The 24,114-nt window shown below is 61.4% G+C and carries 24 protein-coding genes; 10 read left to right on the top strand and 14 right to left on the bottom strand.

The window, feature by feature from the left end:
- Positions 1 to 15: 15 nt before the first annotated feature.
- The 5 genes from ACODR8_RS04325 to ACODR8_RS04305 all read right to left on the bottom strand — a co-directional run bounded on the left by ACODR8_RS04325 (position 16) and on the right by ACODR8_RS04305 (position 5,989).
- The gene (locus ACODR8_RS04325; RefSeq protein ID WP_489006100.1) at positions 16 to 696 is read right to left on the bottom strand and encodes a DUF6975 family protein; all 681 of its coding nucleotides are present in this window, start codon (positions 694 to 696) and stop codon (positions 16 to 18) included.
- Positions 697 to 1,053: 357 nt separating this feature from the next.
- Positions 1,054 to 3,108: an RNA polymerase sigma factor RpoD gene (rpoD, locus tag ACODR8_RS04320; RefSeq protein ID WP_489006099.1), complete on the bottom strand. Its 2,055-nt coding sequence runs from the start codon at positions 3,106 to 3,108 to the stop codon at positions 1,054 to 1,056.
- Between the two features lie 77 nt (positions 3,109 to 3,185).
- On the bottom strand, positions 3,186 to 5,087 hold the full coding sequence (gene dnaG, locus ACODR8_RS04315; RefSeq protein ID WP_489006098.1) for a DNA primase: 1,902 nt from the start codon (positions 5,085 to 5,087) through the stop codon (positions 3,186 to 3,188).
- Positions 5,088 to 5,468 carry an endonuclease domain-containing protein gene (locus tag ACODR8_RS04310; RefSeq protein ID WP_489006097.1) on the bottom strand — a complete coding sequence of 127 codons (381 nt, stop codon included), beginning with the start codon at positions 5,466 to 5,468 and terminating at the stop codon, positions 5,088 to 5,090. It abuts the gene before it with no gap.
- A gap of 68 nt (positions 5,469 to 5,536) precedes the next feature.
- Positions 5,537 to 5,989 carry a GatB/YqeY domain-containing protein gene (locus tag ACODR8_RS04305; RefSeq protein WP_489006096.1) on the bottom strand — a complete coding sequence of 151 codons (453 nt, stop codon included), beginning with the start codon at positions 5,987 to 5,989 and terminating at the stop codon, positions 5,537 to 5,539.
- 157 nt (positions 5,990 to 6,146) lie between these two features.
- On the opposite strand from ACODR8_RS04305, the gene carA reads away from it, so the two are divergent.
- Genes carA through ACODR8_RS04290 form a run of 3 tightly spaced genes read left to right on the top strand, consistent with a single transcriptional unit; the run spans position 6,147 to position 8,474 of the window.
- Positions 6,147 to 7,409 (top strand): glutamine-hydrolyzing carbamoyl-phosphate synthase small subunit, encoded by a 1,263-nt coding sequence (carA, locus tag ACODR8_RS04300; RefSeq protein WP_489006095.1) that lies wholly within the window; start codon positions 6,147 to 6,149, stop codon positions 7,407 to 7,409.
- Entirely contained in the window at positions 7,406 to 7,774 is a 369-nt protein-coding gene (locus ACODR8_RS04295; protein ID WP_006963288.1) for a ribonuclease E inhibitor RraB, read from the top strand. The genes carA and ACODR8_RS04295 overlap by 4 nt, the downstream gene beginning before the upstream one ends.
- A gap of 13 nt (positions 7,775 to 7,787) precedes the next feature.
- On the top strand, positions 7,788 to 8,474 hold the full coding sequence (locus tag ACODR8_RS04290) for a hypothetical protein (protein WP_489006094.1): 687 nt from the start codon (positions 7,788 to 7,790) through the stop codon (positions 8,472 to 8,474).
- Between the two features lie 169 nt (positions 8,475 to 8,643).
- On the opposite strand, the gene ACODR8_RS04285 is transcribed toward ACODR8_RS04290, so the two are convergent.
- Positions 8,644 to 8,976, bottom strand: coding sequence for an endonuclease domain-containing protein (locus ACODR8_RS04285; protein WP_489006093.1), 333 nt, complete (start codon positions 8,974 to 8,976; stop codon positions 8,644 to 8,646).
- 178 nt (positions 8,977 to 9,154) lie between these two features.
- Here ACODR8_RS04285 and carB point away from each other — a divergent pair, with 178 nt between their 5' ends.
- The 3 genes from carB (at position 9,155) to ACODR8_RS04270 (ending at position 13,709) form a co-directional block, all read left to right on the top strand.
- Positions 9,155 to 12,490 (top strand): carbamoyl-phosphate synthase large subunit, encoded by a 3,336-nt coding sequence (gene carB, locus ACODR8_RS04280; RefSeq protein ID WP_489006092.1) that lies wholly within the window; start codon positions 9,155 to 9,157, stop codon positions 12,488 to 12,490.
- 80 nt (positions 12,491 to 12,570) lie between these two features.
- Positions 12,571 to 13,047, top strand: coding sequence for a transcription elongation factor GreA (gene greA / locus ACODR8_RS04275; RefSeq protein WP_006963282.1), 477 nt, complete (start codon positions 12,571 to 12,573; stop codon positions 13,045 to 13,047).
- Positions 13,048 to 13,070: 23 nt separating this feature from the next.
- On the top strand, positions 13,071 to 13,709 hold the full coding sequence (locus tag ACODR8_RS04270) for a rhomboid family intramembrane serine protease (RefSeq protein ID WP_119744290.1): 639 nt from the start codon (positions 13,071 to 13,073) through the stop codon (positions 13,707 to 13,709).
- Between the two features lie 311 nt (positions 13,710 to 14,020).
- Here ACODR8_RS04270 and ACODR8_RS04265 read toward each other — a convergent pair whose 3' ends face one another.
- The 5 genes from ACODR8_RS04265 to ACODR8_RS04245 form a co-directional block, all read right to left on the bottom strand.
- A complete protein-coding gene (locus ACODR8_RS04265; RefSeq protein ID WP_294137210.1) occupies positions 14,021 to 14,242 on the bottom strand; it encodes a DUF4170 domain-containing protein in 222 nt (73 codons plus the stop codon).
- Positions 14,243 to 14,346: 104 nt separating this feature from the next.
- Positions 14,347 to 14,901, bottom strand: a complete 555-nt coding sequence (locus ACODR8_RS04260; RefSeq protein ID WP_489006191.1) for a hypothetical protein — start codon at positions 14,899 to 14,901, stop codon at positions 14,347 to 14,349.
- Positions 14,894 to 15,217: a hypothetical protein gene (locus tag ACODR8_RS04255; RefSeq protein ID WP_489006091.1), complete on the bottom strand. Its 324-nt coding sequence runs from the start codon at positions 15,215 to 15,217 to the stop codon at positions 14,894 to 14,896. Before ACODR8_RS04255 ends, ACODR8_RS04260 begins: the two co-directional genes overlap by 8 nt.
- Positions 15,214 to 15,603, bottom strand: coding sequence for a phage holin family protein (locus ACODR8_RS04250; protein WP_119744286.1), 390 nt, complete (start codon positions 15,601 to 15,603; stop codon positions 15,214 to 15,216). The genes ACODR8_RS04255 and ACODR8_RS04250 overlap by 4 nt, the downstream gene beginning before the upstream one ends.
- A gap of 40 nt (positions 15,604 to 15,643) precedes the next feature.
- On the bottom strand, positions 15,644 to 16,285 hold the full coding sequence (locus tag ACODR8_RS04245) for a hypothetical protein (RefSeq protein WP_489006090.1): 642 nt from the start codon (positions 16,283 to 16,285) through the stop codon (positions 15,644 to 15,646).
- Between the two features lie 231 nt (positions 16,286 to 16,516).
- Between ACODR8_RS04245 and eno the strand changes: the two genes are divergently transcribed.
- The 4 genes from eno to ACODR8_RS04225 all read left to right on the top strand — a co-directional run bounded on the left by eno (position 16,517) and on the right by ACODR8_RS04225 (position 20,838).
- Positions 16,517 to 17,791, top strand: a complete 1,275-nt coding sequence (gene eno, locus ACODR8_RS04240; RefSeq protein WP_489006089.1) for a phosphopyruvate hydratase — start codon at positions 16,517 to 16,519, stop codon at positions 17,789 to 17,791.
- Between the two features lie 78 nt (positions 17,792 to 17,869).
- A complete protein-coding gene (locus ACODR8_RS04235; protein ID WP_119744283.1) occupies positions 17,870 to 18,181 on the top strand; it encodes an FtsB family cell division protein in 312 nt (103 codons plus the stop codon).
- A 228-nt stretch (positions 18,182 to 18,409) separates the two neighbouring features.
- Positions 18,410 to 19,486, top strand: a complete 1,077-nt coding sequence (pdhA, locus tag ACODR8_RS04230; protein ID WP_489006088.1) for a pyruvate dehydrogenase (acetyl-transferring) E1 component subunit alpha — start codon at positions 18,410 to 18,412, stop codon at positions 19,484 to 19,486.
- Positions 19,486 to 20,838 (top strand): pyruvate dehydrogenase complex E1 component subunit beta, encoded by a 1,353-nt coding sequence (locus ACODR8_RS04225; RefSeq protein ID WP_489006087.1) that lies wholly within the window; start codon positions 19,486 to 19,488, stop codon positions 20,836 to 20,838. Before pdhA ends, ACODR8_RS04225 begins: the two co-directional genes overlap by 1 nt.
- A gap of 70 nt (positions 20,839 to 20,908) precedes the next feature.
- Here the strand turns inward: ACODR8_RS04225 and ACODR8_RS04220 are convergent, their stop codons facing one another.
- The 3 genes from ACODR8_RS04220 to ACODR8_RS04210 are packed head-to-tail and all read right to left on the bottom strand — an operon-like array spanning position 20,909 to position 24,113.
- Positions 20,909 to 22,774 carry a TadE/TadG family type IV pilus assembly protein gene (locus ACODR8_RS04220; RefSeq protein ID WP_489006086.1) on the bottom strand — a complete coding sequence of 622 codons (1,866 nt, stop codon included), beginning with the start codon at positions 22,772 to 22,774 and terminating at the stop codon, positions 20,909 to 20,911.
- An 8-nt stretch (positions 22,775 to 22,782) separates the two neighbouring features.
- Entirely contained in the window at positions 22,783 to 23,478 is a 696-nt protein-coding gene (locus tag ACODR8_RS04215; protein WP_489006085.1) for a TadE/TadG family type IV pilus assembly protein, read from the bottom strand.
- Positions 23,451 to 24,113, bottom strand: a complete 663-nt coding sequence (locus tag ACODR8_RS04210; RefSeq protein ID WP_489006190.1) for a TadE/TadG family type IV pilus assembly protein — start codon at positions 24,111 to 24,113, stop codon at positions 23,451 to 23,453. The genes ACODR8_RS04215 and ACODR8_RS04210 overlap by 28 nt, the downstream gene beginning before the upstream one ends.
- Position 24,114: the final 1 nt, after the last annotated feature.

The raw sequence follows: 24,114 nt of genomic DNA, 5'->3' as shown, positions 1-24,114 counted from the left end.
GTTATCGGTGAGGGGTCAGAGCTGGCGTGCGCGCACGTCGGCGCGGGCGGCGAGCAGATCCCACAGGCCGCGATGCTGGTTCAGCAACTGGCGCGCGCCAAACTGGATCGCCCGGTCAACCACTTCATCGCCGCCGATCGCGCGCGCGACCTCCAGCGTGGCGGCGCGGTCGGGCAGGGTGCAGCGATGCGGCTCCAGCCCCGCGCGGATCGCCGCCATGTCCAGGATATGGCGCACTGCGCGCCAGTCCAGCACCAGCGCCATCGCCGCGCCCATGGCGCAGCCGCGCCGGTCGGACTGGGCGAGCATGTCGAGCGCATGGCGTTGCTGCCCGACGGTGGTTTCGCAATCGGCCTGGCCCGCCGTGCTGGGGGCAGGGCCGACGGCGACGGAAACCTGGGTCAGATAGGCACGTTCGGTGGCAAAGGAATCGGCAGCTTCGATCAACCAGGCACGGGCGGCATTGTCGGCCGATCGGGTGGCAGCATGATCGATCACGCCGGGATGGCGGCCATGGAGCAGACACAGATAATAAGCGCCATCGGCAAGGTCGCCGAGCGACAGCAGCGAATCGCGCGCCACGCTGGCGCCCGCCCGATTGGCATAGGCATGAGCCGCCGTGCCATCGGCAGCGACCAGCGCCTCCAATATCCGCGATATATCGCCAAATTGATAGCGTGGTGCCGCTTCGCTCATATGCCATTCCCTATCAACCCCGGTCCGCCAGCGGGGATTTGACGGTCAAGCTAGGGCAACGGGGTAAAGGAGCGGTTTACGGACGAGAAAAAAGGGCGGCTATGTCGTTCGCAAAATAGTTATTGGCGTTTTGAACAGCGTTCATCCTCCCCCGGCGGGGGAGGTGGCTGGCCGTAGGCCAGACGGAGGGGTGTCGCCGTCTCGATAGGGTAACACCCCTCCACCATTTGCTACGCAAACGGTCCCCCTCCCCTTGCAGGGGAGGATTTTTGGTGGCGGGTCAGCAAGAAATATCATCGCCATAAAAAAGGGCGGCCTGTGCAGACCGCCCTTTGATAAACACCGATAAGCAGCAGCTTACTGGTCGAGGAAACTGCGCATCTTGCGGCTGCGGCTCGGATGCTTGAGCTTGCGCAGCGCTTTCGCCTCGATCTGGCGGATACGTTCGCGGGTCACGCTGAACTGCTGGCCCACTTCCTCCAGCGTATGGTCGGTGTTCATGCCGATACCAAAGCGCATACGAAGGACGCGCTCCTCGCGCGGCGTCAGCGACGCCAGCACGCGGGTGACGGTTTCCTTCAGGTTTGCCTGAATGGCCGCGTCCACCGGGATGATTGCATTCTTGTCCTCGATGAAGTCGCCCAGATGGCTGTCCTCCTCGTCGCCGATCGGCGTTTCGAGGGAGATCGGCTCCTTGGCGATCTTCATCACCTTGCGCACCTTCTCCAGCGGCATGGAGAGGCGCTCGGCCATCTCCTCCGGGGTCGGTTCGCGGCCCTGCTCGTGCAGGAACTGGCGGCTGGTGCGCACCAGCTTGTTGATCGTTTCGATCATGTGGACCGGGATACGGATCGTGCGGGCCTGATCGGCGATCGATCGGGTGATCGCCTGCCGGATCCACCAGGTCGCATAGGTGCTGAACTTGTAGCCGCGGCGATATTCGAACTTATCGACCGCCTTCATCAGGCCGATATTGCCTTCCTGAATAAGATCAAGGAATTGCAGGCCACGGTTCGTATATTTTTTAGCGATGGAAATGACCAGGCGCAGGTTCGCCTCGACCATTTCCTTCTTGGCGATCCGCGCCTCGCGCTCGCCCTTCTGCACCATGTTGACGATGCGGCGGAATTCGCTGAGCGACATGCCGGTCGCCTGCGCGATTTCGCTGACTTCAGTGCGGATGCGTTCCACCGCGCGCCCTTCGGCAGCGACGAAGGCGGTCCATTTCTTGTCGAGGCCCGCGACCCGGTCCATCCAGCCATCGTCCAGCTCATGGTTCACATAGCGGTCGAGGAAGTCCTTGCGCGGCACCTTGTGCCGTTCGGCCAGACGCAACATCTGCCCGCCCAGCGCGGTCAGGCGCCGGTTATAGGCATAGAGCTGATCGACCAGATATTCGATCTTCTGCTGGTGGAACTGCACGCTTTCGACCTGCGCGGTCAGGCTTTCGCGCAGCTCGTGATAGCTGTCCTCTTCCGCCTGGCTCAGCGCGTCGCCATTGCCCATGGCCAACATGCGCGCGGCCTGGATGCTCGAAAAGGCGCGGAAAATCTCGGTGATGGTCGCAAACTTCTCCAGCGCCATCGGCTTGAGCGTTTCTTCCATCTGGGCAAGGGAGAGGGTGTTGTCCTCCTCCTCTTCCTCTTCGACCCGGCGGGGGCGGCGTTCGTTGCCGTCCTCATCCTCGTCGGCGTCGGCAGACTCCTCTTCAGGCTCCTCCTCTTCCTTGAAGCTCGGACCAGCGGTCTTTTCGCTTATCTCGCCATCGTCATCCTCGGCGCCTTCCTCCAGGCTTTCAGGCGCTGGGTCCTTGGACAGCATCGCGTCGAGATCGAGGATCTCGCGCAGCTGCATTTCGCCATTGTTGAGCGCGGTCGACCATTCGATGATCGCGTTGAAGGTCGTCGGGCTTTCGCACAGCCCCAGGATCATGGTGTCGCGGCCGGCCTCGATCCGCTTGGCGATGGCGATTTCGCCCTCACGGCTGAGCAGCTCCACCGCGCCCATTTCGCGCAGATACATGCGAACGGGATCGTCGGTGCGATCGACCGTTTCCTTCTTCTTCTCGGTGATCAGCCGGGGCGAGCCGTCATCGTCCTCCGCCGCCTCATTGGCGTCGTCATTATCATCCTCGCGCTGCTGGTCCTCACCATCCTCGCTGGCTTCTTCATTTTCGACGATGTTGACGCCCATGTCGTTGAGCGCGGACATGACATCCTCGATCTGCTCGGAGGACATCTGGTCCTGCGGCAGGGCGTTGTTCAGCTCGTCATAGGTGATGTAGCCGCGCTTCTTGGCACGGGCGAGCAGCTTCTTGACCGAGGCTTCGTTGAGGTCGAGCAGGGGGGCATCGCCGCCTTCATCCCCGCCATCGCCCGCACCCGCACTTTTGCTGTTCGCCTTGGTCGCCATCTATTCGCCTTAACTCCGCCGCCCCCTCTTGCGGGAGCGATCATATAAATCCCTCGTTCCATATCGGAACGACCATCTCATTCAATGTCGTCGGACTGCGCCAGTTCCGCCAGGCGGCTTTCATGGTCCATTTTCAGTCGATGGACCCGTTGCTGCTCGGCATAGCTTTCCTCGTTGAGGTCATCCCTCGCCCGTCTCGTCGCCTCCGCCAGCGCAGCGTCCAGCTCCGGTCCCTGCGCCATCACCCGAATGGCCTCTTCCAGATCGCGGGTCACGCGATCGGCGTCGGTTATCATCCTGTGGGGGGTGAATGTGAACGTGTCGGCCCGAAGCATCCCCTTCGCCATATTATACACTTCACCTGGCCCCAATATGGTAAGGAGGCCATCAGTTTCAACTGTTTCTTTGCGAAAGGAAGCAGCAATCATCGCGGCGAGCAGCTGACCCAGCGCCCGATCGGCCACATGCAGGCTCGCCAGCGTCTCGCGGTGGCGGACAATCTGCTCCGGGTGACGCAGCAAACTGGCCAGAATCGCGCGCAGCAGCCGCTGTTCCATGCCGGTTGCGCCGATCGCGCGCGCTTCCTGCCCGACCGGGGCGATCGGCGCTTTCCAGTTGCCCTTCTTGTCGCGCTGCCACCGCCCGGCATTGTTGGCGCCTTGCCCGCGCGGGGCGCTGTTGAAGGCGGGGCGAGCGAAAAACAGCGCGTCATAGCGTTCGCGAAACGCATGGGCATAATGGGCGCGCACGTCGGGATGGCCAATCGCCTCGGTAATCGCGGCCAGCCTTTGCTTGAGCGCGGCTTTCTGTTCCGGCGTGTCGAGCGGGGCGACGCTCTGTTCATGGCTCCACAGCCGATCGACCAGCGGCTGCGCGGCGTTCAGCACAGCGTCCATCGCCGCTGGCCCTTCGGCGCGGATCAGATCGTCGGGGTCTTTGCCCGCGGGTAGCGTCGCAAAGGCCAGGCTGTGGCCGGGGCGCAGCAGCGGCAGGGCGCGCATCGCCGCGCGGATCGCCGCCTTCTGCCCCGCCGAATCGCCATCGAAGCACAGGATCGGCACCTCGACCATTTTCCACAGTCGCTCGATCTGATGCTCGGTCAGCGCGGTCCCCAGCGGCGCGACCGCATCGGCAAAGCCCGCCTGGGCCAGCGCGATCACGTCCATATACCCCTCGACCACGATCACCCGCCCCGTATTGCGGCTGGCGGGGGAGGCGCGGTCGATATTGTAGAGCGTGCGCCCCTTGTCGAACAAAGGCGTGTCGGGGGAATTGAGATATTTCGGCTCCCCCGCGCCCAAAATCCGCCCGCCAAACGCGATCACCCGCCCGCGAATGTCGCGGATCGGCAGCATCAGTCGCCCGCGGAAACGGTCATAGGTGTCGCGCTTTTTGGTTTTACCGCCATCCGGCTCGGCACCGTCTGGGTTGATCAGGAGGCCCGCTTCAACGAGCATCGGCTCGCCAAAGTCACGCAGCGCGGTTTTCAGCTTGCCGCGTGAGTCCGGCGAATAGCCAAAGCCGAAGGTCCGCCGCGTCGCATCGCTGATCCCGCGTTTTTGCAGGTAATTTCGAGCCTCCGCCCCGTCGATCCCGCCCAGCTGCTCCTCGAAAAAGCCCTGCGCCGCCGCCATTGCATCATGCAGCCCCTTGGCCGCCTCCGCCCGCTGTGCCGCGCGGGGATCGGGCGCAGGCACATCCATCCCCGCCGCCTGCGCCAATTCCTTGACCGCCTCCATGAAGGGCAGGCCGCGCTGGTCCGTCATCCACCGGATAGCATCGCCATGCGCGCCGCAGCCGAAACAGTGGTAAAAACCCTTCTCGTCATTGATCGTGAAGCTGGGCGTTTTCTCGTTATGGAACGGACAGCACGCCTTATACTCGCGGCCCGCCTTCTGCACCTTCACGGTGCGCCCGATCAGCGTCGACAGCGACGTGCGCGCACGCAATTCGTCGAGAAAGGCAGGGGTTAGTGACAATTAACTCCCCTCCCGCTTGCGGGAGGGGTTGGGGGAGGGCATGTCCGCCAAGACGCGCATAATGTCCTCGATCACCCCGTCCAAATTGCCCAACACTTCATTGTTCCAAAAGCGAATGACGCGAAATCCCTGTGCTTCGATATAGCGCGTCCGTTCGGCATCAACGGCATCGTCATGCTGGCCGCCATCAACCTCAATCACCAGACCAATGGATCGCGCCACGAAGTCGCAGATGAAAGGGCCGACAGGCACCTGGCGGTTGAACCGGATGCCGGACAGTTTGCGCGCGCTGATCGCCTGCCACAGCACGCGCTCGGCGTCCGTCGCATTGTTGCGCAGGGCGCGCGCTCTTGCGGTGGGGCGGGCATAGCCTTTGTCCATTGGGGTCAAACATGCCCTCCCCTGACCCCTCCCGCAAGCGGGAGGGGAACCACAAGCGCCAGTTCAGTTCAGCTAAGCGCCGCCTTCACCAGCGCGCTGGCCTTGCTCATGTCGATCACCTGGCCGTGCCGTTCCTTCAGCACTGCCATCACCTTGCCCATATCCTTGACGCTCGCCGCGCCGACCTCGGCCTTGATGCCCTCGATCGCCGCTTTCGTCTCGTCCTCGCTCAGCTGTTGCGGCAGGAAGCTTTCGATCACTTCCAGCTCGCTCTGTTCCTTGGCGGCCAACTCCTCGCGCCCGCCGCTCTTGAACATGTCGATCGATTCGCGGCGCTGCTTGACCATCTTTTGCAGCACTTCGACCACCACCACATCGTCGTCCGGCACGTTGCTGGCCACGCGCAGTTCGATGTCGCGGTCCTTCAGCTTGGCCATGATCAGGCGCACGGCGGCCAAGCGTTCCTTGTCGCCCGCCTTCATGGCTGTGATCTGGGCGCTCTTGATGGTATCGCGAATCATGGCGAAGCGAATCCTGTCGTTATTCGGAAAGGAGCAGATATAGTGCCAAAAGAGATTTTTAACAGGCGTTGACCGCGACGCCGCACAGGCATAGGTGACCGGCCGTTTAACCCGCACCAGACGGGACCCCGCAAAAGCAAAAAAGGACCACCCGACCATGGCTGACGCCAAGACCCTCATTGTGCCTAAAGGAGCGACAGGGGTATTGGTTTTTGCCGATGGTTCCGCCGTATTCGGCCGTGGTTTTGGCGCTGTGGGCGAAGCGGTGGGCGAACTCTGCTTCAACACTGCGATCACCGGCTATCAGGAAATCATGACCGACCCCAGCTATGCGGGCCAGGTCGTGACCTTCACCTTCCCCCATATAGGCAATGTCGGCACCAATGCCGACGATGTCGAGGCGGACACCCCCTTCGCGCTTGGCTGCGTCGTGCGGCAGGACGTGACGGAGCCGAGCAATTTCCGCAACGTCCAGCCATTCGACGACTGGATGCGCGACCATGGCCGCATCGGCCTGTCGGGGGTCGATACCCGCGCGCTGACCCGCATGATCCGCGAAAAGGGCGCGCCCAACATCGTCATCGCCCATGATCCCGACGGCGCGTTCGACATTGCCGCGCTGGCCGCCAAGGCCGCAGCCTGGCCCGGTCTGGAGGGCATGGACCTCGCCATCGAAGTCACCGGCAAGGACAGCCGGTTGTGGGAAGGCGGACCATGGACGCTGGGCGTGGGCTATTCTTCTCCCCTCCCGCTTGCGGGAGGGGTCGGGGGAGGGGCTGTTACAGCCGACACCCCGGACATGCCCTCCCCTAACCCCTCCCGCAAGCGGGAGGGGGATGATAGCCGCCCCCATGTCGTTGCCATCGACTATGGCGCGAAGAACAATATCTTCCGCAATCTGGTAAAGGCCGGCGCGCGCGTCACCGTGCTGCCCGCCACTGCGACCTTCGATCAGGTGTCGGCCCTCGGCCCCGACGGTGTGTTCCTGTCCAACGGTCCGGGCGATCCCGCCGCGACCGGCGTTTATGCCGTGCCGGTGATCCGGCAGGTGCTGGACGCGGACATTCCCGTGTTCGGCATCTGCCTTGGCCACCAGTTGCTCGGCCTTGCCGTGGGTGCAAAGACCATCAAGATGCATCAGGGCCATCGTGGCGCGAACCATCCGGTCAAGCGGCTGGAGGACGGGCTGGTCGAGATTACCAGCATGAACCATGGCTTTGCGGTCGATGCCGCTACGCTCCCCGCCAATGTGCGCTCCACCCACATCTCGCTGTTCGACGGCAGCAATTGCGGCATTGCGCTGACCGACAAAAACGCCTTCTCGGTCCAATATCACCCCGAAGCCTCGCCCGGCCCGCAGGACAGTTTCTACCTGTTCCAGCGCTTCGTCGATGGCCTGAAAAAAGCGGTGGCGGCATGAGCATCAAGCTGCCCCCCGTCGATGAAGCGCGGCTGGCCGCCGAATGGGAAGCGGACCGCGAAGTCCTCGCCAACCTCGCCGCCAATGGCGACAAGGCGATGATCCCGCGCGCCGTGGACGTCAGCTTCAAGGGCAATGACAAGGATTTCGACCGCGTCCTGGAAATCGCCAGCCAGTTCGGCATGGTCGAACTCGACCGCGAAGAAGATGAGGATGGCGACCTGTTCCTGTTCCTGGAATGCGAACAGGCAGTGGATGAGGCGTCTATCCGCGCGCTGACCAAGAAGTGCCTCCAGATCGAGATATTGTGCGGCGTCGAATATGACGGCTGGGGGTGTGAGGCTCGGACGGGGGCGGTGCATTGATGACTGTCAACCCATGAAAGTGCTGCGCACCAGGGAGTATAGAGAGCTTGCGCTCTACGTCATTTATCGTACCGCGATGGTCGATGGATTTACCATTTGTGACGAAAAACAAATTCTAGAAGGGCTCGGCAGTTTCGCGAATCCGCCACAGCTTCGCCTCGCACTGAATAGTTTGCTTGAAAGGGAACTAGTTCGAGACCCTTTCGATAGTGATCGTCCTCACTTCGAGATAAGGCATTTTATGCTCACTGACGAGGGCGTAGAACTTATCGAGCAACGATTAAGCGAAGAGGAGGAGTCTGCCCCTGCGCTGTTTCGGGATGGGGAATTCGAGTCTTTTCACGAAGATTGGGTGGGAGTGACTTTCGATATAAAAGATAAGGCACCCGCGTCTGATCGAATTGTCGAATTTGACCACAATCAGCCAGAAGTAGCAGAAATAGTTGAGAATTTAACGTCGCTTGAGCAAGATATTCTTACTGCGAATGATGTGGGTGACTTGCTTCCAGAAGATCGGGTAGCAGCTTCAGCCGAGATCGGCGCACTAAGAAACTTACTTTCTAAAACTCGCGTGCGAGCTAGCGCAGTCCTTTCTCAAGCCAAAAGTACGCTTGGATGGATCGCCAAAAAAGCAGGCGAAACCACTGTGACTGAAGCCGCAAAAACAATCCTGAAACTCATAATCTCATGGCTGAATTAATGCCCAAACGCACCGACATTTCCACCACCCTCAGCATCGGTGCTGGACACGCTCGGACTCCCTCTCCCCGGCGGGGAGAGGGTTGGGGTGAGGGGGATCGGCGCTGATGGGACATGCAATTGACGCCGCACACCCCCACCCAACCCTCCCCCTCAAGGGGGAGGGCTTTTTAAGGGAGAAGGTTTCGGGAGAGCCGCAGTTCGGATCGGATACTTTCCAGCACGCCGTCCATGTTGAACAGCACATCATGGTTCCAGAACCGCACCACCCGATAGCCATGCGCTTCGATTGCGCGGGTTCGCGCCGCGTCGGTGTCGCTGGTCGCGTGTTGTCCACCATCCAGTTCGATGACCAGCTTCGCGCTGCGACATGCGAAGTCGGCGACATGCGCGCCGATCGGAAACTGTCGGACGAATTTGCATCCGTCGACCTGCCCGGCGCGCAATCGCGCCCACAACGTTTTTTCCGCCTCGGTCGGGTCGCTGCGCAGTTTGCGCGCCATGCCGGTCAATCGCTTTTCGACCATAAGTCCCCTTTCCCCGCCGGGGAGAGGGATAGGGTGAGGGGGCATCGCCGTCAATTTGACGGACGCCCCTGCACCCTCATCCAACTTCGGCTAAGCGGCTTCGCCGCCAAGCCTGCATATCCTTCTCCCTCAAGGGAGAAGGTCTGGAGCAACCATGCCTAAGCGTACAGACATCTCCTCCATCCTCATTATCGGCGCTGGGCCGATCATCATCGGCCAGGCGTGCGAGTTCGATTATTCGGGCACGCAGGCGGTGAAGGCGTTGAAAGAGGAGGGCTATCGCATCATCCTGGTCAACAGCAATCCGGCCACGATCATGACCGACCCGGAATTTGCCGACGCCACCTATGTCGAGCCGATCACGCCCGAAATCGTGGCGAAGATCATCGAGAAGGAGCGGCCGGACGCGGTGCTGCCGACGATGGGCGGCCAGACCGCGCTCAACACCGCGCTGGCCCTGTTCAATGACGGCACGCTGGAGAAGTACGGCGTCCAGATGATCGGCGCGGACGCCGAAGCCATCGACAAGGCGGAGGACCGGATCAAGTTCCGCGACGCCATGGACAAGATCGGCCTGGAATCCGCCCGTTCGCGCATCGCCCACTCCATGGAGGAGGCGCTGGAGGCGCTGGAGTTCACCGGCCTGCCTTCCATCATCCGCCCCAGCTTCACCATGGGCGGCACCGGCGGCGGCATCGCCTATAATCGCGACGAGTTCATGACCATCGTGCGCGGTGGCCTGGACGCTTCGCCCACCACCGAAGTGCTGATCGAGGAATCGCTGCTCGGCTGGAAAGAATATGAGATGGAGGTGGTCCGCGACCGGGCGGACAATTGCATCATCATCTGCTCGATCGAAAATGTCGATCCGATGGGCGTCCATACCGGGGACAGCATCACCGTCGCCCCCGCGCTGACGCTGACCGACAAGGAATATCAGATCATGCGCAACGCATCCATTGCGGTGCTGCGTGAAATCGGCGTTGAAACAGGCGGTTCCAACGTACAGTTCGCGGTCAATCCAAAGGATGGCCGCCTGATCGTGATCGAGATGAACCCGCGCGTCTCGCGCTCCTCGGCGCTGGCGTCCAAGGCGACCGGCTTCCCGATCGCCAAGGTCGCGGCCAAGCTGGCCGTGGGCTACACGCTGGACGAGATCACCAACGACATTACCGGCGCGACGCCTGCCAGCTTCGAGCCGACCATCGACTATGTCGTGACCAAGATCCCGCGCTTTGCGTTCGAGAAGTTCAAGGGCGCAGAGCCGCTGCTCGGCACCGCGATGAAATCGGTCGGCGAAGTCATGGCGATCGGCCGCAACATCCATGAATCGATGCAGAAGGCGCTGCGTGGTCTGGAAACCGGGCTGTGCGGTTTCAACGATGTCGATCATCTGGTCGGCGCGCCCAAGGACGACATCATCGCGGCCTTGTCTCAGCCCACGCCCGACCGGCTGCTGGTCGCGGCGCAGGCGCTGCGCGAAGGGCTGACCGTCGCGGAAATCCACGCTATCGCCAAGTTCGACCCCTGGTTCCTGGAACGGATCAAGGAAATTGTCGAGGCGGAAGGCGAAGTCATCGAAAACGGCCTGCCGCGCGATGCGGACGGGATGCGTCGCCTCAAATCCATGGGCTTTTCCGACAAGCGCCTCGCCTATCTCGCTCTCAAATCCGCCAATCTGCGCGGCATGGAACGCGGCATTGCGCGCGGGTCCGGCCTGATCCACGATGCGGTCAAGGCGATGACCGGCGGCGTGACCGAAGATGAGGTCCGCACCCTGCGCCACAAGCTGGGCGTGCGCCCGGTGTTCAAGCGCATCGACACCTGCGCCGCCGAGTTTGAGGCGAAAACGCCCTACATGTATTCGACCTATGAAGCGCCGATCTTCGGGGAGGCGGAGAATGAATCCGCCCCGACCGACCGCGAGAAAGTCGTGATCCTTGGCGGCGGACCGAACCGGATCGGGCAGGGGATCGAGTTCGATTATTGCTGCGTCCATGCCTGCTTCGCGCTGAGCGACGTCGGCTATGAGACGATCATGGTCAACTGCAACCCGGAAACCGTGTCGACCGACTATGACACGTCGGACCGCCTCTATTTCGAGCCGCTGACCGCGGAAGATGTGCTGGAAATCCTCGACATCGAAAAGTCGAACGGCACGTTGAAGGGCGTCATCGTCCAGTTTGGCGGCCAGACCCCGCTCAAGCTGGCACAGGCGCTGGAGGATGCGGGCATCCCGATCCTTGGCACGTCGCCCGACGCCATCGACCTGGCCGAAGATCGTGAGCGTTTCGCCGCGCTGATCGACAAGCTCAAGCTGCGCCAGCCAGACAATGGCATTGCCCGCAGCCGGGAGGAGGCGATCGCCGTCGCCAACCGCATCGGCTATCCTGTCCTCATGCGTCCCAGCTATGTGCTGGGTGGCCGGGCGATGGAGATTGTCGACGGGCAGGCGCAACTGGAAGAATATATCACCACCGCCGTGCTGGTATCGGGCGAATCGCCCGTGCTGATCGACCAATATCTGCGCGACGCGATCGAGGTGGATGTCGATGCGCTGTGCGATGGCGTCGATGTCGTGGTGGCTGGCGTGCTCCAGCATATCGAGGAAGCCGGCGTCCATTCGGGCGACAGCGCCTGCTCGCTGCCGCCCTATAGTTTGAGCCATGAGATCATCGCGGAAATCGAACGGCAGACCGAAATATTGGCCCACGCCCTGTCGGTCCGCGGCCTGATGAACATCCAGTTCGCGGTCAAGGATGGCACGGTTTACCTGATCGAGGTCAACCCGCGCGCCAGCCGCACCGTCCCCTTCGTCGCCAAGGCGATCGGCACCCCCATCGCCAAGATCGCGGCGCGGGTGATGGCGGGCGAGATGCTCGAAAACCTGCCCGTGATCGACCGCAACGCCATCAACCATGTCGCGGTCAAGGAAGCGGTATTCCCCTTCGGTCGCTTCCCCGGCGTCGATCCGGTCCTCTCACCGGAAATGAAAAGCACCGGCGAAGTCATGGGAATCGATAGCGATTTCGCGACCGCCTTTGCCAAGGCGCAGATCGGCGCTGGCACCATGTTGCCGACCAGCGGCACGGTGTTCATCTCGCTGAAGGATGGTGACAAGCAGGTCATCCTGCCCGCTGCCAAGAAGCTGGCCGCCATGGGCTTCCGCATCATCGCGACCGGCGGCACCGCCACATTCCTGGCCGATAATGGCCTGGCGGTGGAAACGGTCAACAAGGTGGCGCAGGGCCGCCCGCACATTGTCGACCGGATCACCGACGGCGACGTGCAGCTGATCTTCAACACCACCGAAGGCTGGCAGTCGCTCAAGGACAGCAAGGCGATCCGCACATCGGCTCTACGGGCGAAGATTGCCAGTTTCACCACCGCCGCCGCCAGCGTCGCCGCCGCTGACGCGATCGAGGCTTTACGGGACCATCCCCTTGAAGTGCGGTCGCTCCAGTCCTATTATCCCCTGTCGCAAGCCTGATCCCCTGCACAAGGACACACGCTGCGGGTGGCACCATGTTGGTCGCCGCCAAAGGGAAGTTTTGACGAAGGATTTGCATAATGGCGACCGTTGAGAAGATGCCGATGTTGCAGATGGGCTATGACAAGCTCATGACGCAGCTCCGCGAACTCAAGGCTGAACGGCCATTGATTGTCGACGCCATCGAAGAGGCGCGCGCCCATGGCGATCTGTCGGAAAATGCCGAATATCACGCCGCCAAGGAACGGCAGGGCCAGGTCGAAGCGACCATCTCCGATCTGGAGGACAAGCTGTCGCGCGCGCAGATCATCGATCCCAAGAGCCTGTCGGGCGACAAGATCGTGTTCGGCGCGACCGTCACCTTGCTCGATGAGGATGACAAGCCGGTCAAATATCAGATCGTGGGTCAGGCTGAAGCGGATGCCAAGCTCGGCATGATTTCCTATAACAGCCCGCTTGGCCGCGCGCTGATCGGCCGCACGGTGGGCGAGGATGTGGAAGTGTCGGTCCCGGCGGGCGACAAATTCTACCAGGTCGAAAAAATCGCCTTCATCTGACCGTGAAATTACCCGCAGGCAGGATGACCAACGGGATTGCGGCGATCACTTTCGTCGCATTCCTGCTGCTCCATTTCACCGGCCGCACCGATGACGCCGCCATCATTGGCGGCTTCATCCCGGCGCGGATTGGCGACCCTGCTCTGCTGGAAGGCATGGCGGCGGTCCCGGCCTGGCTGACGCCGCTCAGCTGCGCGCTGATCCACGCGGGCTGGCTGCATATCGGCTTCAACCTGCTGATGCTGGTCTTTTGCGGACGGCAGGTCGAACAGGTGCTGGGGAAGGGGGGTACGCTCTGCCTTTACCTCGTCGGCGCTTATGGTGCCTGCGCGGCGCAATGGGCGATCGACCCCGGATCGACCAACCCCATGGTTGGCGCGAGCGGCGCGATCTCGGCGATCATGGCGACCTATGCCTTGCTCTACAGCCAGCAGACGGTGCGCCGCATCGGGCCACTGTCGGCCAATATCGTGCGCCTGCTCTGGCTGGCGGCGGCGTGGATCGGCCTGCAACTGATGATCGGCATCGCGACCGCGGGCGGGCTTGGCGACCTGGGCCAAATCGCCATCGCCGCACATATTGGCGGCTTTCTGGTGGGGCTGGTGCTGACGCGCCCGCTGCTGCGCTGGCGCTTCCGCAAACCGCCCCAGCCCCTGAATTAACCCCAAATCCGATCATGGGTCCCTCCACTCCTCCCCGGCGGGGAGGAGGTGAAGCCAGGCGAAGCTGAGCGTCGGCAGTACACCTCCACCTAACGTCCCTTCACGAGAAGGGCTATCGCATATGGAACTGCCCCCTCCTTCACCGTCATGCTGAACTTGTTTCAGCATCCATTTCTCGTCCCCAGCGGCGGCTTTTGGCGCACGATGGATCCTGAAATAAATTCAGGATGACGGTGAAGGAATGACGAAAAGCCATATCCTCAGAGGAGAGTGGCTTTATCGGTCGCAATCAACAAAGCTAGCATGAAAGTTCAAGCCGATGGCAGGTCCGGTTCCAGCAGCCGGTGCAGATGCACGATTACATAGCGCATTTCCGCGTCGTCGACCGTCCGCTGTGCCGCGCTGCGCCATGCCTTTTCGGCGGACGCATAGTCAGGGAACACGCCGACCAGATCGACCTTGCTCAGGTCCTGAAATTCCAGTGTCTGTGGATCGGTAACGCGACCGCCCATCACCAGATGCATTTTGCTCATGGCGTTATCTGTCCTCCTGTGGGTGAACGCCGCTCCTAGCAGCGGTGCAGCGTCCATCCAAGGGGGGCAGAGGCCGCAGCGGCGTGCTTTTGCCGCCGTTGCGATTAGTTTTTCGGCAATCGCGCCTTGATCGCATCGGCCAGGGCATCGACCTTGGCGCTGACCATCGCGACCACATCGTCGGTCATGTGCGATGCCTTGGCGGGCAGGTCGCTCGACGCAGCGGTCTTGCGCGCGGTGGCGGCCAGGTCGCTTGCGCCCTGCTTGATCGTCTCCGCGCCATCCGACGCGACCGACCGCGCAGCCAGCGCTGCCTCGACCAACCGCGCACCCGCTGTGCTGGCCAGGCCCGGCAGGGCTTTCATCGCCGCGCGGCTCTTGGGGAACATCCACGCGATCACCGCGCCCGCCGCGACTGCGCCAGCGACAGCAACGACAGGATGCTCCTGCACGATCTGGTTGGCACGCGCTGCGACCTTCTGCGTGCGGTCGCGTGCGTCGCCATAGGCTTCGCTTGCCTTTTCCCGGCTGGTCTGGATCAGTTCGCCCGCGCCTTCGCGCGCCTTTTCCGTGCCATCCTTGATCTTGTCGGTCGCGCTCGTCGCGACATCATTCGCCGCTTCGCGGACGCGGCTCAGTTGGGCGCGAATATCAGCCATCATCAGTCTCCGAATGGTCGGGGTTTGTGTCGTCATTTTGAACGCCCAGCCGACCGAAAAGTGCCGCCAGCGGGCGACGGGCCAGGAAGAGGAGCAGGGCCGCTCCAGCCGCGCCAACCATGGCGGGCCGCTGCCGCGCGGTGGCGGCGGCATAGGCCATCCCATCCATGGCAACATCCACCACCTTGGCCGTGGCATCCTGCTTCAGCCGGGCAGGCGTGATACGCGCCTTGGCCGCGTGAGCGCTGGAAATCAGGCTTTGTTTCGCCGCCTCCGCCCGCGCGGCAGCCTCTTGATAGCGCCCTGCACCGCTCATGGCGTAATCGCTTTCTTCATGCGGGAAATCCGTGCCTTCGCCAGCAGCAACAGGCCGATCGCCACCAGCAGGCTGGCACCCAGCACGGCGAAGGTCGCCCAAAGCGGGCCAAGCTGTGGCGCCAGCGCGATGATCAGGCCGATCAGGAACGCGACCAGCGTGGCAAAGACCAGCATGATCGCAACCCCGGCAAAGATCGCCGCATCGCGCACCCCTGCGCCGATCAGCCCAGCGCGCGCCTTCTGCTTGTCCGCTTCCGCCGCCGCATAGGCACGGCCATCGGCATAGAGACGGGCAAAGACGTCGCGCACCGATTCATCGGGCGCGCTATCGTCCGGCCCGTCGGCGTGCGGCGTCACCGCCGTTTCCGCTGGCATCTCTGTCAAATCACCCTCCGCCCCGCTTGTAAGAGCTTTTGCGCAGATGTCAGGCGTCGCTGTCCGAACCCTTGGCCAGGCGCATCAGCACGAAGCCAACCACCGCCGCCGCGCCGATCGCGACCGCCGGGCTTTTGCGCACGAAGTCGCGCGCTTCGGTCATCAGCTGGTCGACATCCTTGCTGTCTAGCGAGTCCGCAGCGCCTGCGACCGATTCGGCCGCCTGCCGGGCATAGTCGCCATATTGCGGACCCAGCTTGGCATCGACTGTGCCTGCCGTATCGGCGATCAGCTTGGCCAGGCTCTGCATGGCCGTGCCGGTCTTTTCCTTGGCGACGCCAGCGGCGGACTTGGCGGTTTTACCCGCCTGTTCCTTGATCGGGTCGATATGCGACTTCCAATCGACAGCGCCCAGCGCATCGGTCGCGGACTTGGCGGCTTGCTCGGCCTTCGCCTTGATCGGCGCGATCTGCGCGGCCCAGCCGGTGGAGGCTGCACCATTGCCCGGCTTTTTGGCCGTCTTGGCCGCAGGAGTCTTGCGCACGGGCGTTTTGCGCACCGCCGCAGCCTTGACGGGCTTCACCGCAGGAACGCTGGCGGCGGTGGCTTCGACCGGCTTGGCCTTGCGCGGCCTGCCGACCGACTTCTTCGTCGCGCTCTTGACGGGCGGGGTTTCGGGCGTGTCGGCCATGGTCCTAAGTCTCCCTTTCGGTTGCGCGGCTGGGGCGCGCGACGCGGCAAATGATACATTGGTCAAATGCTTTGTGGTCGCTCACAGTTCCGTAGCCGTTCCAATTTCGACCATCGGCATTTTTTCGGCCCATGCAAGCCCCTCTGCATTGCCAAGTACCGGGTCGCTGGCTAAGCGGAGCGCGAAAATAGGCGTCCTGCCGCAGCGCAGGCCATATTTCAGGGAGCGACCATGACCGCCATTCTCGACATTCACGCCCGCCAGATCTTCGACAGCCGGGGCAACCCCACCGTCGAAGTCGATGTCAGCCTTGAGGATGGCAGCTTCGGCCGCGCCGCCGTGCCATCGGGCGCATCCACCGGCGCCTATGAAGCGGTGGAAAAGCGCGACGGCGACAAGTCGCGCTACATGGGCAAGGGCGTGCTGGGCGCAGTCGAGGCGGTCAATGTCCAGATCGCCGACGCGCTGGTCGGCTATGATGCCGAAGATCAGGGCGAAGTCGATGCAGCCATGATCGAACTCGACGGCACCGACAATAAATCGAACCTGGGTGCGAACGCGATCCTGGGCGTCAGCCTGGCGGTGGCGAAGGCGGCTGCCGACGCACGCGGCCTGCCGCTCTATCGCTACGTTGGCGGCGTGTCGTCGCATGTCCTGCCGGTGCCGATGATGAACATCATCAATGGCGGCGAACATGCCGACAACCCGATCGATTTTCAGGAATTCATGATCATGCCGGTGGGGGCCGAAAGCATCGCGGACGCCGTGCGGATCGGGTCGGAAATCTTCCACACCCTGAAAAAAGGCCTGCATGACAAGGGTCTGGCAACCTCGGTCGGTGACGAGGGCGGCTTTGCCCCCAACATCGCATCGACCCGCGACGCGCTCGACTTCATCATGCTGTCGATCGAGAAGGCGGGCTACAAGCCGGGCGACGACGTCGTGCTGGCGCTCGATTGCGCCGCGACCGAATTTTTCAAGAACGGCAAATATGAGATTTCGGGTGAAGGCCTGTCGCTCAGCCCGGTCGAAATGGCCGATTATCTTGCTGCGCTGTGCGCCGACTATCCGATCAAATCGATCGAGGATGGCATGAGCGAGGATGATTTCGAGGGCTGGAAGGCGCTGACCGACAAGATTGGCGGTTCGGTCCAGCTGGTCGGCGACGACCTGTTCGTGACCAATCCCAAGCGTTTGGCCATGGGCATCGACATGGGGCTGGCCAATTCGCTGCTGGTCAAGGTCAACCAGATCGGCACGCTCACCGAAACGCTGGCGGCGGTCAACATGGCGCATCGCGCGCGCTACACCGCCGTCATGTCGCATCGTTCGGGCGAGACCGAGGATGCGACCATCGCCGACCTGGCCGTCGCCACCAACTGCGGCCAGATCAAGACCGGTTCGCTGGCGCGCTCCGACCGGCTCGCAAAGTATAACCAGCTCATCCGTATCGAGGAAGAATTGGGCGACATCGCGGTTTACGCCGGGCGCTCGATCTTCCGCTAAAATCCGTCAGGATTCGGTTGGCCGCAAGTTAACCATTTTTTACTTGCGGCCAGCCCCTCCCTGTGATTCATCTTGGCCATGGCGCATATCGCGAAGCTTCGTTCCCTTCTTTTCTCGGCCTTTGGCCCGGCGGTCGCGCTGCTGCTCCTGCTCGTCTTTGCCGGTTATGTCGTGCTGGGGTCGAATGGGGTGCTGGCGTGGGGCGACTATTCGCGCCAGCTGCGCGCGGCCAAGGCGGAACTGAAAACGACCAAGGCAGCGCAAGCAGAACTGCGCAACCGCGTCGAAGCGCTTGATCCCCGCCGCGTCGATCCCGACCTGGCCGACGAACTGATCCGCCGTCAGCTTGGCGTCATCCATCATGATGAAGTGATCGTTCCACTCAACTGAGCATCGTGCGGAAAAGTGGGAACCGGGTTTCCGCCTGAAACGATGCGACAATAAAAAGTTGGAGCGCGCGACTGCCTCACATTTGACGCAGCGCGCTCCGAGCCATCATATTTTTGCGTCTGCCATTGGTTATGCCCCGATTCCACGGGGTCCGCCGTTGCATTATTGGCGGTTCTGCCGCTATATCGCCCTTCCTTCCATCCTACCCCACGCAAAAGGATAAGAGCCTTGGCGAAACCAACGACGCCGCGTCCTTCACGCGCAACGGCAAAGGCGGCTGCACCCGCTGCCGGCGCGGACCATAACCGGCCTCGCCCTGAAACTCCCACTGATTACAAGGCATCCAAGGAAGAGTTGCTGGAATTCTACCGGCAGATGGTCCTCATCCGCCGTTTCGAGGAAAAGGCCGGGCAGCTTTACGGCCTCGGCCTCATCGGTGGCTTCTGTCACCTCTATATCGGCCAGGAAGCGGTCGCGGTCGGCATCCAGTCGGCGCTCAAGCCCGGCAAGGACAGCGTGATTACCGGCTATCGCGACCATGGCCATATGCTCGCTTACGGCATCGATCCCAACGTCATCATGGCCGAACTGACGGGCCGTGAAGCGGGCATTTCCCGCGGCAAGGGCGGTTCGATGCATATGTTCAGCGTCGAACATAAATTTTTCGGCGGCCATGGCATTGTCGGCGCGCAGGTGTCGCTGGGCGCAGGCCTCGGCTTTGCCCACAAATATAATGACGATGGCGGCGTGTGCGTCGCCTATTTCGGCGATGGCGCGGCCAACCAGGGCCAGGTCTATGAATCGTTCAACATGGCCGAATTGTGGAAGCTCCCGATCATTTTCGTCATCGAAAATAATCAATACGCGATGGGCACCAGCGTCAACCGCTCATCGGCCGAGGACCAGCTCTATCGCCGGGGCGAAAGTTTCCGCATTCCCGGTATCCAGGTCAACGGAATGGACGTGCTGGCCGTGCGCGGCGCGACCGAGGAAGCATTGAAATGGGTGCAGGGCGGCAATGGCCCGATCCTGCTGGAAATGAAAACCTATCGCTATCGTGGCCATTCCATGTCCGACCCGGCCAAATATCGGTCGCGTGAGGAAGTGCAGGCGATGCGCGACAAGTCCGACCCGATCGAAGGCGTCAAAGCCTATCTCGCCGCGCAAGGCGTGGGTGAGGACGAACTCAAGAAGATCGACCAGGACATCCGCAAGATCGTCAGCGAAGCGGCGGACTTTGCCGAAACCTCGCCTGAGCCGGACATGGCCGAACTCTATACAGACGTGCTGGTGGAGCAATATTAATGGGTATCGCAATCAAGATGCCGGCGCTCTCGCCGACGATGGAAGAGGGTACGCTGGCGAAATGGCTGGTCAAGGAAGGCGATGACGTCCGTTCGGGCGACATCCTGGCCGAAATCGAAACCGACAAGGCGACGATGGAATTCGAGGCGGTCGACGAAGGCAAGATCGGCAAGATCATGATCGCCGAAGGCACTGAAGGCGTGAAGGTCGGCACTGTCATCGCCGAAATGGCGGGCGAAGGTGGCGAAGAAGCTGCGCCCGCCCCCAAGGCCGCCGCGCCCGCCAAAGCCGAAACCGCCCCTGAAGCGCCGAAAAAGCCGGTCGCGGTCAAGGCGACCGTGGCTGATCCCAGCCTGCCTGCCGGCACCGAATATGTCAAAACCACTGTCCGCGAAGCGCTGCGCGACGCGATGGCCGAGGAAATGCGTAGCGACGAGCGCGTGTTCGTGATCGGTGAGGAAGTCGCCGAATATCAGGGCGCCTATAAGGTGACCCAGGGTCTGCTCGATGAATTTGGTGCCAAGCGGGTTATCGACACGCCGATCACTGAATATGGTTTTGCCGGTATCGGCACCGGCGCGGCGATGGGCGGCCTGCGCCCGATCGTCGAGTTCATGACGTTCAACTTCGCTATGCAGGCAATCGACCACATCATCAACTCGGCGGCCAAGACCAACTATATGTCGGGCGGCCAGATGCGTTGCCCGATCGTGTTTCGTGGTCCCAACGGCGCGGCCAGCCGCGTTGGCGCGCAGCATAGCCAGAATTATGCCCCCTGGTATGCCGCCGTCCCCGGCCTGATCGTCATCGCGCCCTATGACGCGGCTGACGCCAAGGGTCTGCTCAAGGCCGCGATCCGCAGCCAGGATCCGGTCGTGTTCCTCGAAAACGAACTGCTCTACGGCCGCAGCTTCGACGTACCCAAGGTCGATGATTATGTCCTGCCGATCGGCAAGGCGCGGATCATGCGGTCGGGCAGCGACGTCACGCTGGTCAGCTATTCGATCGGCGTCGGCCTTGCGCTCGAAGCTGCCGAAACGCTGGCGGCAGAGGGCATCGACGCGGAAGTCATCGACCTGCGCACACTGCGCCCGCTCGACACGGCCACGGTGCTGGAGAGCCTCAAAAAGACCAACCGCCTCGTCGTGGTCGAAGAAGGCTGGCCGACCTGCTCGATCGCGTCGGAAATCGCCGCCGTGGTGATGGAACAGGGCTTCGATGATCTCGACGCCCCGGTCCTGCGCGTCACCAATGAGGATGTGCCGCTGCCCTATGCCGCCAACCTGGAAAAAGCAGCCCTGATCGACGCCGCCCGCGTCGTCGCGGCGGCCAGGAAGGTCTGCTACAAATAATAGGAAAGGGGCGGCTCAACGGGCCGCCCCTATGCCATCCGGTGCTGGCCGTTGTGGCCAGATTACCCTTTTACTGCACGAGGCGCGCAGTCTGGAGAGCCGTCGAGAATAGTTGCTGGAGCGCGGTGGTGATGTTGTCATTCGCCGTCACCGTTTGTACCAGCGGCGCACCGTTGGTGCCCGATGATGCGCAACTTTTCAGGCCTGTGAGAACCTGATCGGAACTTCCCGCATTGCCCCTGGGATAGGGCGAGGGCGGGGCTGGCAAAAACGGAGCGATATTTGTCTGCGACCAACCGTCGCCGACCAGGGATTCCGGCAAATATTGGGTATAGAGGATAGCGATCTTGATCCCCTTGGCCTTGATGGCCGTGCATTCCGAAATGTCACTGGTCCGAATCGGGCCGAAATAGCGCCCACCACCATTGGGCTGGTCCAACATTCCGTCCGTAATGATGAACAATATTTTTTGCGGCGTAGCACCCGGCGCACCCGTTCCCGCATTGGGAATGAGGTTTTTCATCGTGGTGAGCATATTCGTCACTTCGGTGGCTTTATCATCGATGTTCGTGCTGCTGGTGGGCATTGAGTTTTTCCACCAATAATCATCGGCCGGGAACAGGGAAGCAGCCGAAAAACCGCTTCCGTAAGACGCGACATTGGTCAGACTGTTAAGTGTCTTGACCGGCGTGGTGCCGCCAGGCCGTGTCCAGTCGAACGAAAACATCTGCGCCTGGTACGTCACCTGATATTGGGAAGCCTGGTTGGACGCGAAGGGGATTAACTGGGTTGCGGCCGTAACAACATCATCCTTGCGCAGGATAATGCTGGAAGGGCTACCATAGATTTTTCCATAATTGTGCGTGAGCCAGTATCCGTCTGCCCAATATCCGGTGTCATGCGTAGTCGTTGCGGTACTTGTCTGCCCTGGAGAGCTGGTCGGCGCATTGGCAGTACCATTGCTTTTATAAGTAATCGTGTATGTCGTTGGCGTAGTTTTTACGACTTTGTTGACTGTAACCGGGCCGTTATTATTATCGTTCGTGATCGTATATGTAACAACGGTCTCCGTTGAAACATATTGATCAACGCGCTTGTTTCCAGTCTTTCCGTTCGATGTCGTTGCACCGACCATTGTCGATGAGCTGTGCATAGTATTGCCGTTACTATCGAAGAGTTCAGTGGGCGAAGTACTTTTGTAGCGATACCAGACATTCTGGTTGGCGGCACCCGCAGTATAATATTGGGTCGACAGCAGCACATTGCGCGTTTGCGTGTCTTTGATGTGGATTTTATCGGACTTCGGAATCTGCGCATGGCACGCAAAGGCACAGCCGTTCGCATTCTCGGACGTTTTCGTCGCCGCGATGATCTTGCTAATCCCGTCCGACGTTGCGGGCAGCAGCATCGATGGCGAATTGTCCATCGCCAGGTAGAAATCGACATTGGGGGGCTGTGCGGCGCTTGCGGTGGATGTTCCGCTGACAGTCATGGTGTCCGCGCCCAGAATCCCGCCGAATAGGTTGATCGACTTGGCCGTATAGCTCACGGTAGCCTTGCGCAGATAGCCCAGGGCGCCACCGCTCCCGGATGAGCCTTCAGTAACTGTGGGAGTGATCTGCAAATCCTCATAACCCGTCACCAGGGAGGCCTGCGCTGCAAACATGCTCCTCGCGGCAGACGTCGATTGGCTGTTCGACTGAAGGATCATCGAAGGGGCGACAGCCGCCAATGCGGCAGCATCGGCAGCGGCGTTCAGGTGCGTTTGCAGGCTCATGGCGCGGGAATAATCGACCCCGAACCCGACCACGAAGGTCAGAGGAATGACCGCAAACCCCATGATCATCATCACCCCGCCTCGTTGATCGGCTTTCAGCCGAGCAATGGGCTTGGGCAATGTTATTGGGGACGTGAGCGAGAGCAGTTTCTTGGTCATATAAGCACCTAGTAAAGGCGAGGAACCATGTAGATGGTGTGGGTTAATGCTTGGGTATCGAGTGGAATGAAGCTGACTGTTGGCGTGAAGTTGTAGGTGATCGTCGCCATGTACAGCCAGCCGCCAGCCGTGCCGACCTGGGTCTTGTTATTGTTGCCCTGAGCAAGGTTTCCACACACGTTCGAGCCGTCCGGCGAAGTCGGCACCATCGTTGCGGTGATCATGTTGCTAGGAATGGAGACGACGTTGCTGGCCAACTGCGCCTCGCTTGTTGGGAGCGTACCGGCTGTATGGCTCGACGTCGTCGCGGTGACTGTGCTGCCATTGCCATTCTGCGTCTGGGCCTGGGTCCAGACGACATAGGCATGTGTGGCATCGCAGACTCTGAGCAGCGAAACCTGCTCGGTCGCGTTATTCAGCTTGTAGGGCGACAGGACGACCGCACTGGCGCTAAGATAGGATGTCGCGTTGGCGCTCGGCGGGTCACTGTAGATGATCGCGGGAGACATGGTTCGGCTGACGAGGTCGGCCAGCGAACGGGTCGCAATAGTGACCTTGCGGCTGCAAGCGATCATGTCCGATATACAGTATCCACCTGTGTACAGGAGCAAAAGCACCGGCAGGCAGAAGGCGAATTCTATGATCACCGCTCCGCGCGTATCTTGTTTGAACCGCGTCAGCATGATGCCTGCGACCCGTTGCATGAATAATCTTCAGTCGTGAACACGGACGTTGCAACAAGTTGGCGACTGGAATTAGGCTGATTGGATAGATTGAGACCCAGCGGTCCTTTTCCTGTCGGCCACAGATAGACCAGTTGCAGGACGATGATGCGGTTCTTGCCGCTGCCGCTTGACTGATAATTGTAGCCGGTACCGGTTGAGATCAATACGCCATTGCTGTCATAGATAAATGTCGGCGCCGCTGTGTTGCTGGTGTTGTAGGCGGTCGCCGTGGCCACGTTCACCGTGAGCCGGGCGCAGGAGAGCATCGAAGGCAATAATGAGGGGATAGTGATCGTTTGGCCATTGACGTCGGTAGCGGACGTGCCGTTACAAATGGCGTTTTTGAAGTCGTTCGCGGACATGCCGACATTCCCGTTGGCCAACCGCATCGTTTGAGCGGAGCCGGTCAACAGCAGGCGTCCTGCGCTTTGAGCCGCAGTTTCGAGCATCTGTTGCGCCAGGAAGATGAGCATCGTGTACAAGATCGCAAGGAGCAGCGCTAGGAAGGCCGGTCCGACTATTGCGAACTCCAACGCAGCCATACCTTTACGGTTTTTCCGCAGGCTCGTGCCAAATTGGCGGACGACCCTCCATGCGGAAACTGTACTGAACATA

Source organism: Sphingobium sp. FG58 (genome assembly GCF_057809055.1).
The sequence above is the reverse complement of the archived record's forward strand: the minus strand, read 5'-3'. Positions and strand labels throughout refer to the sequence as shown.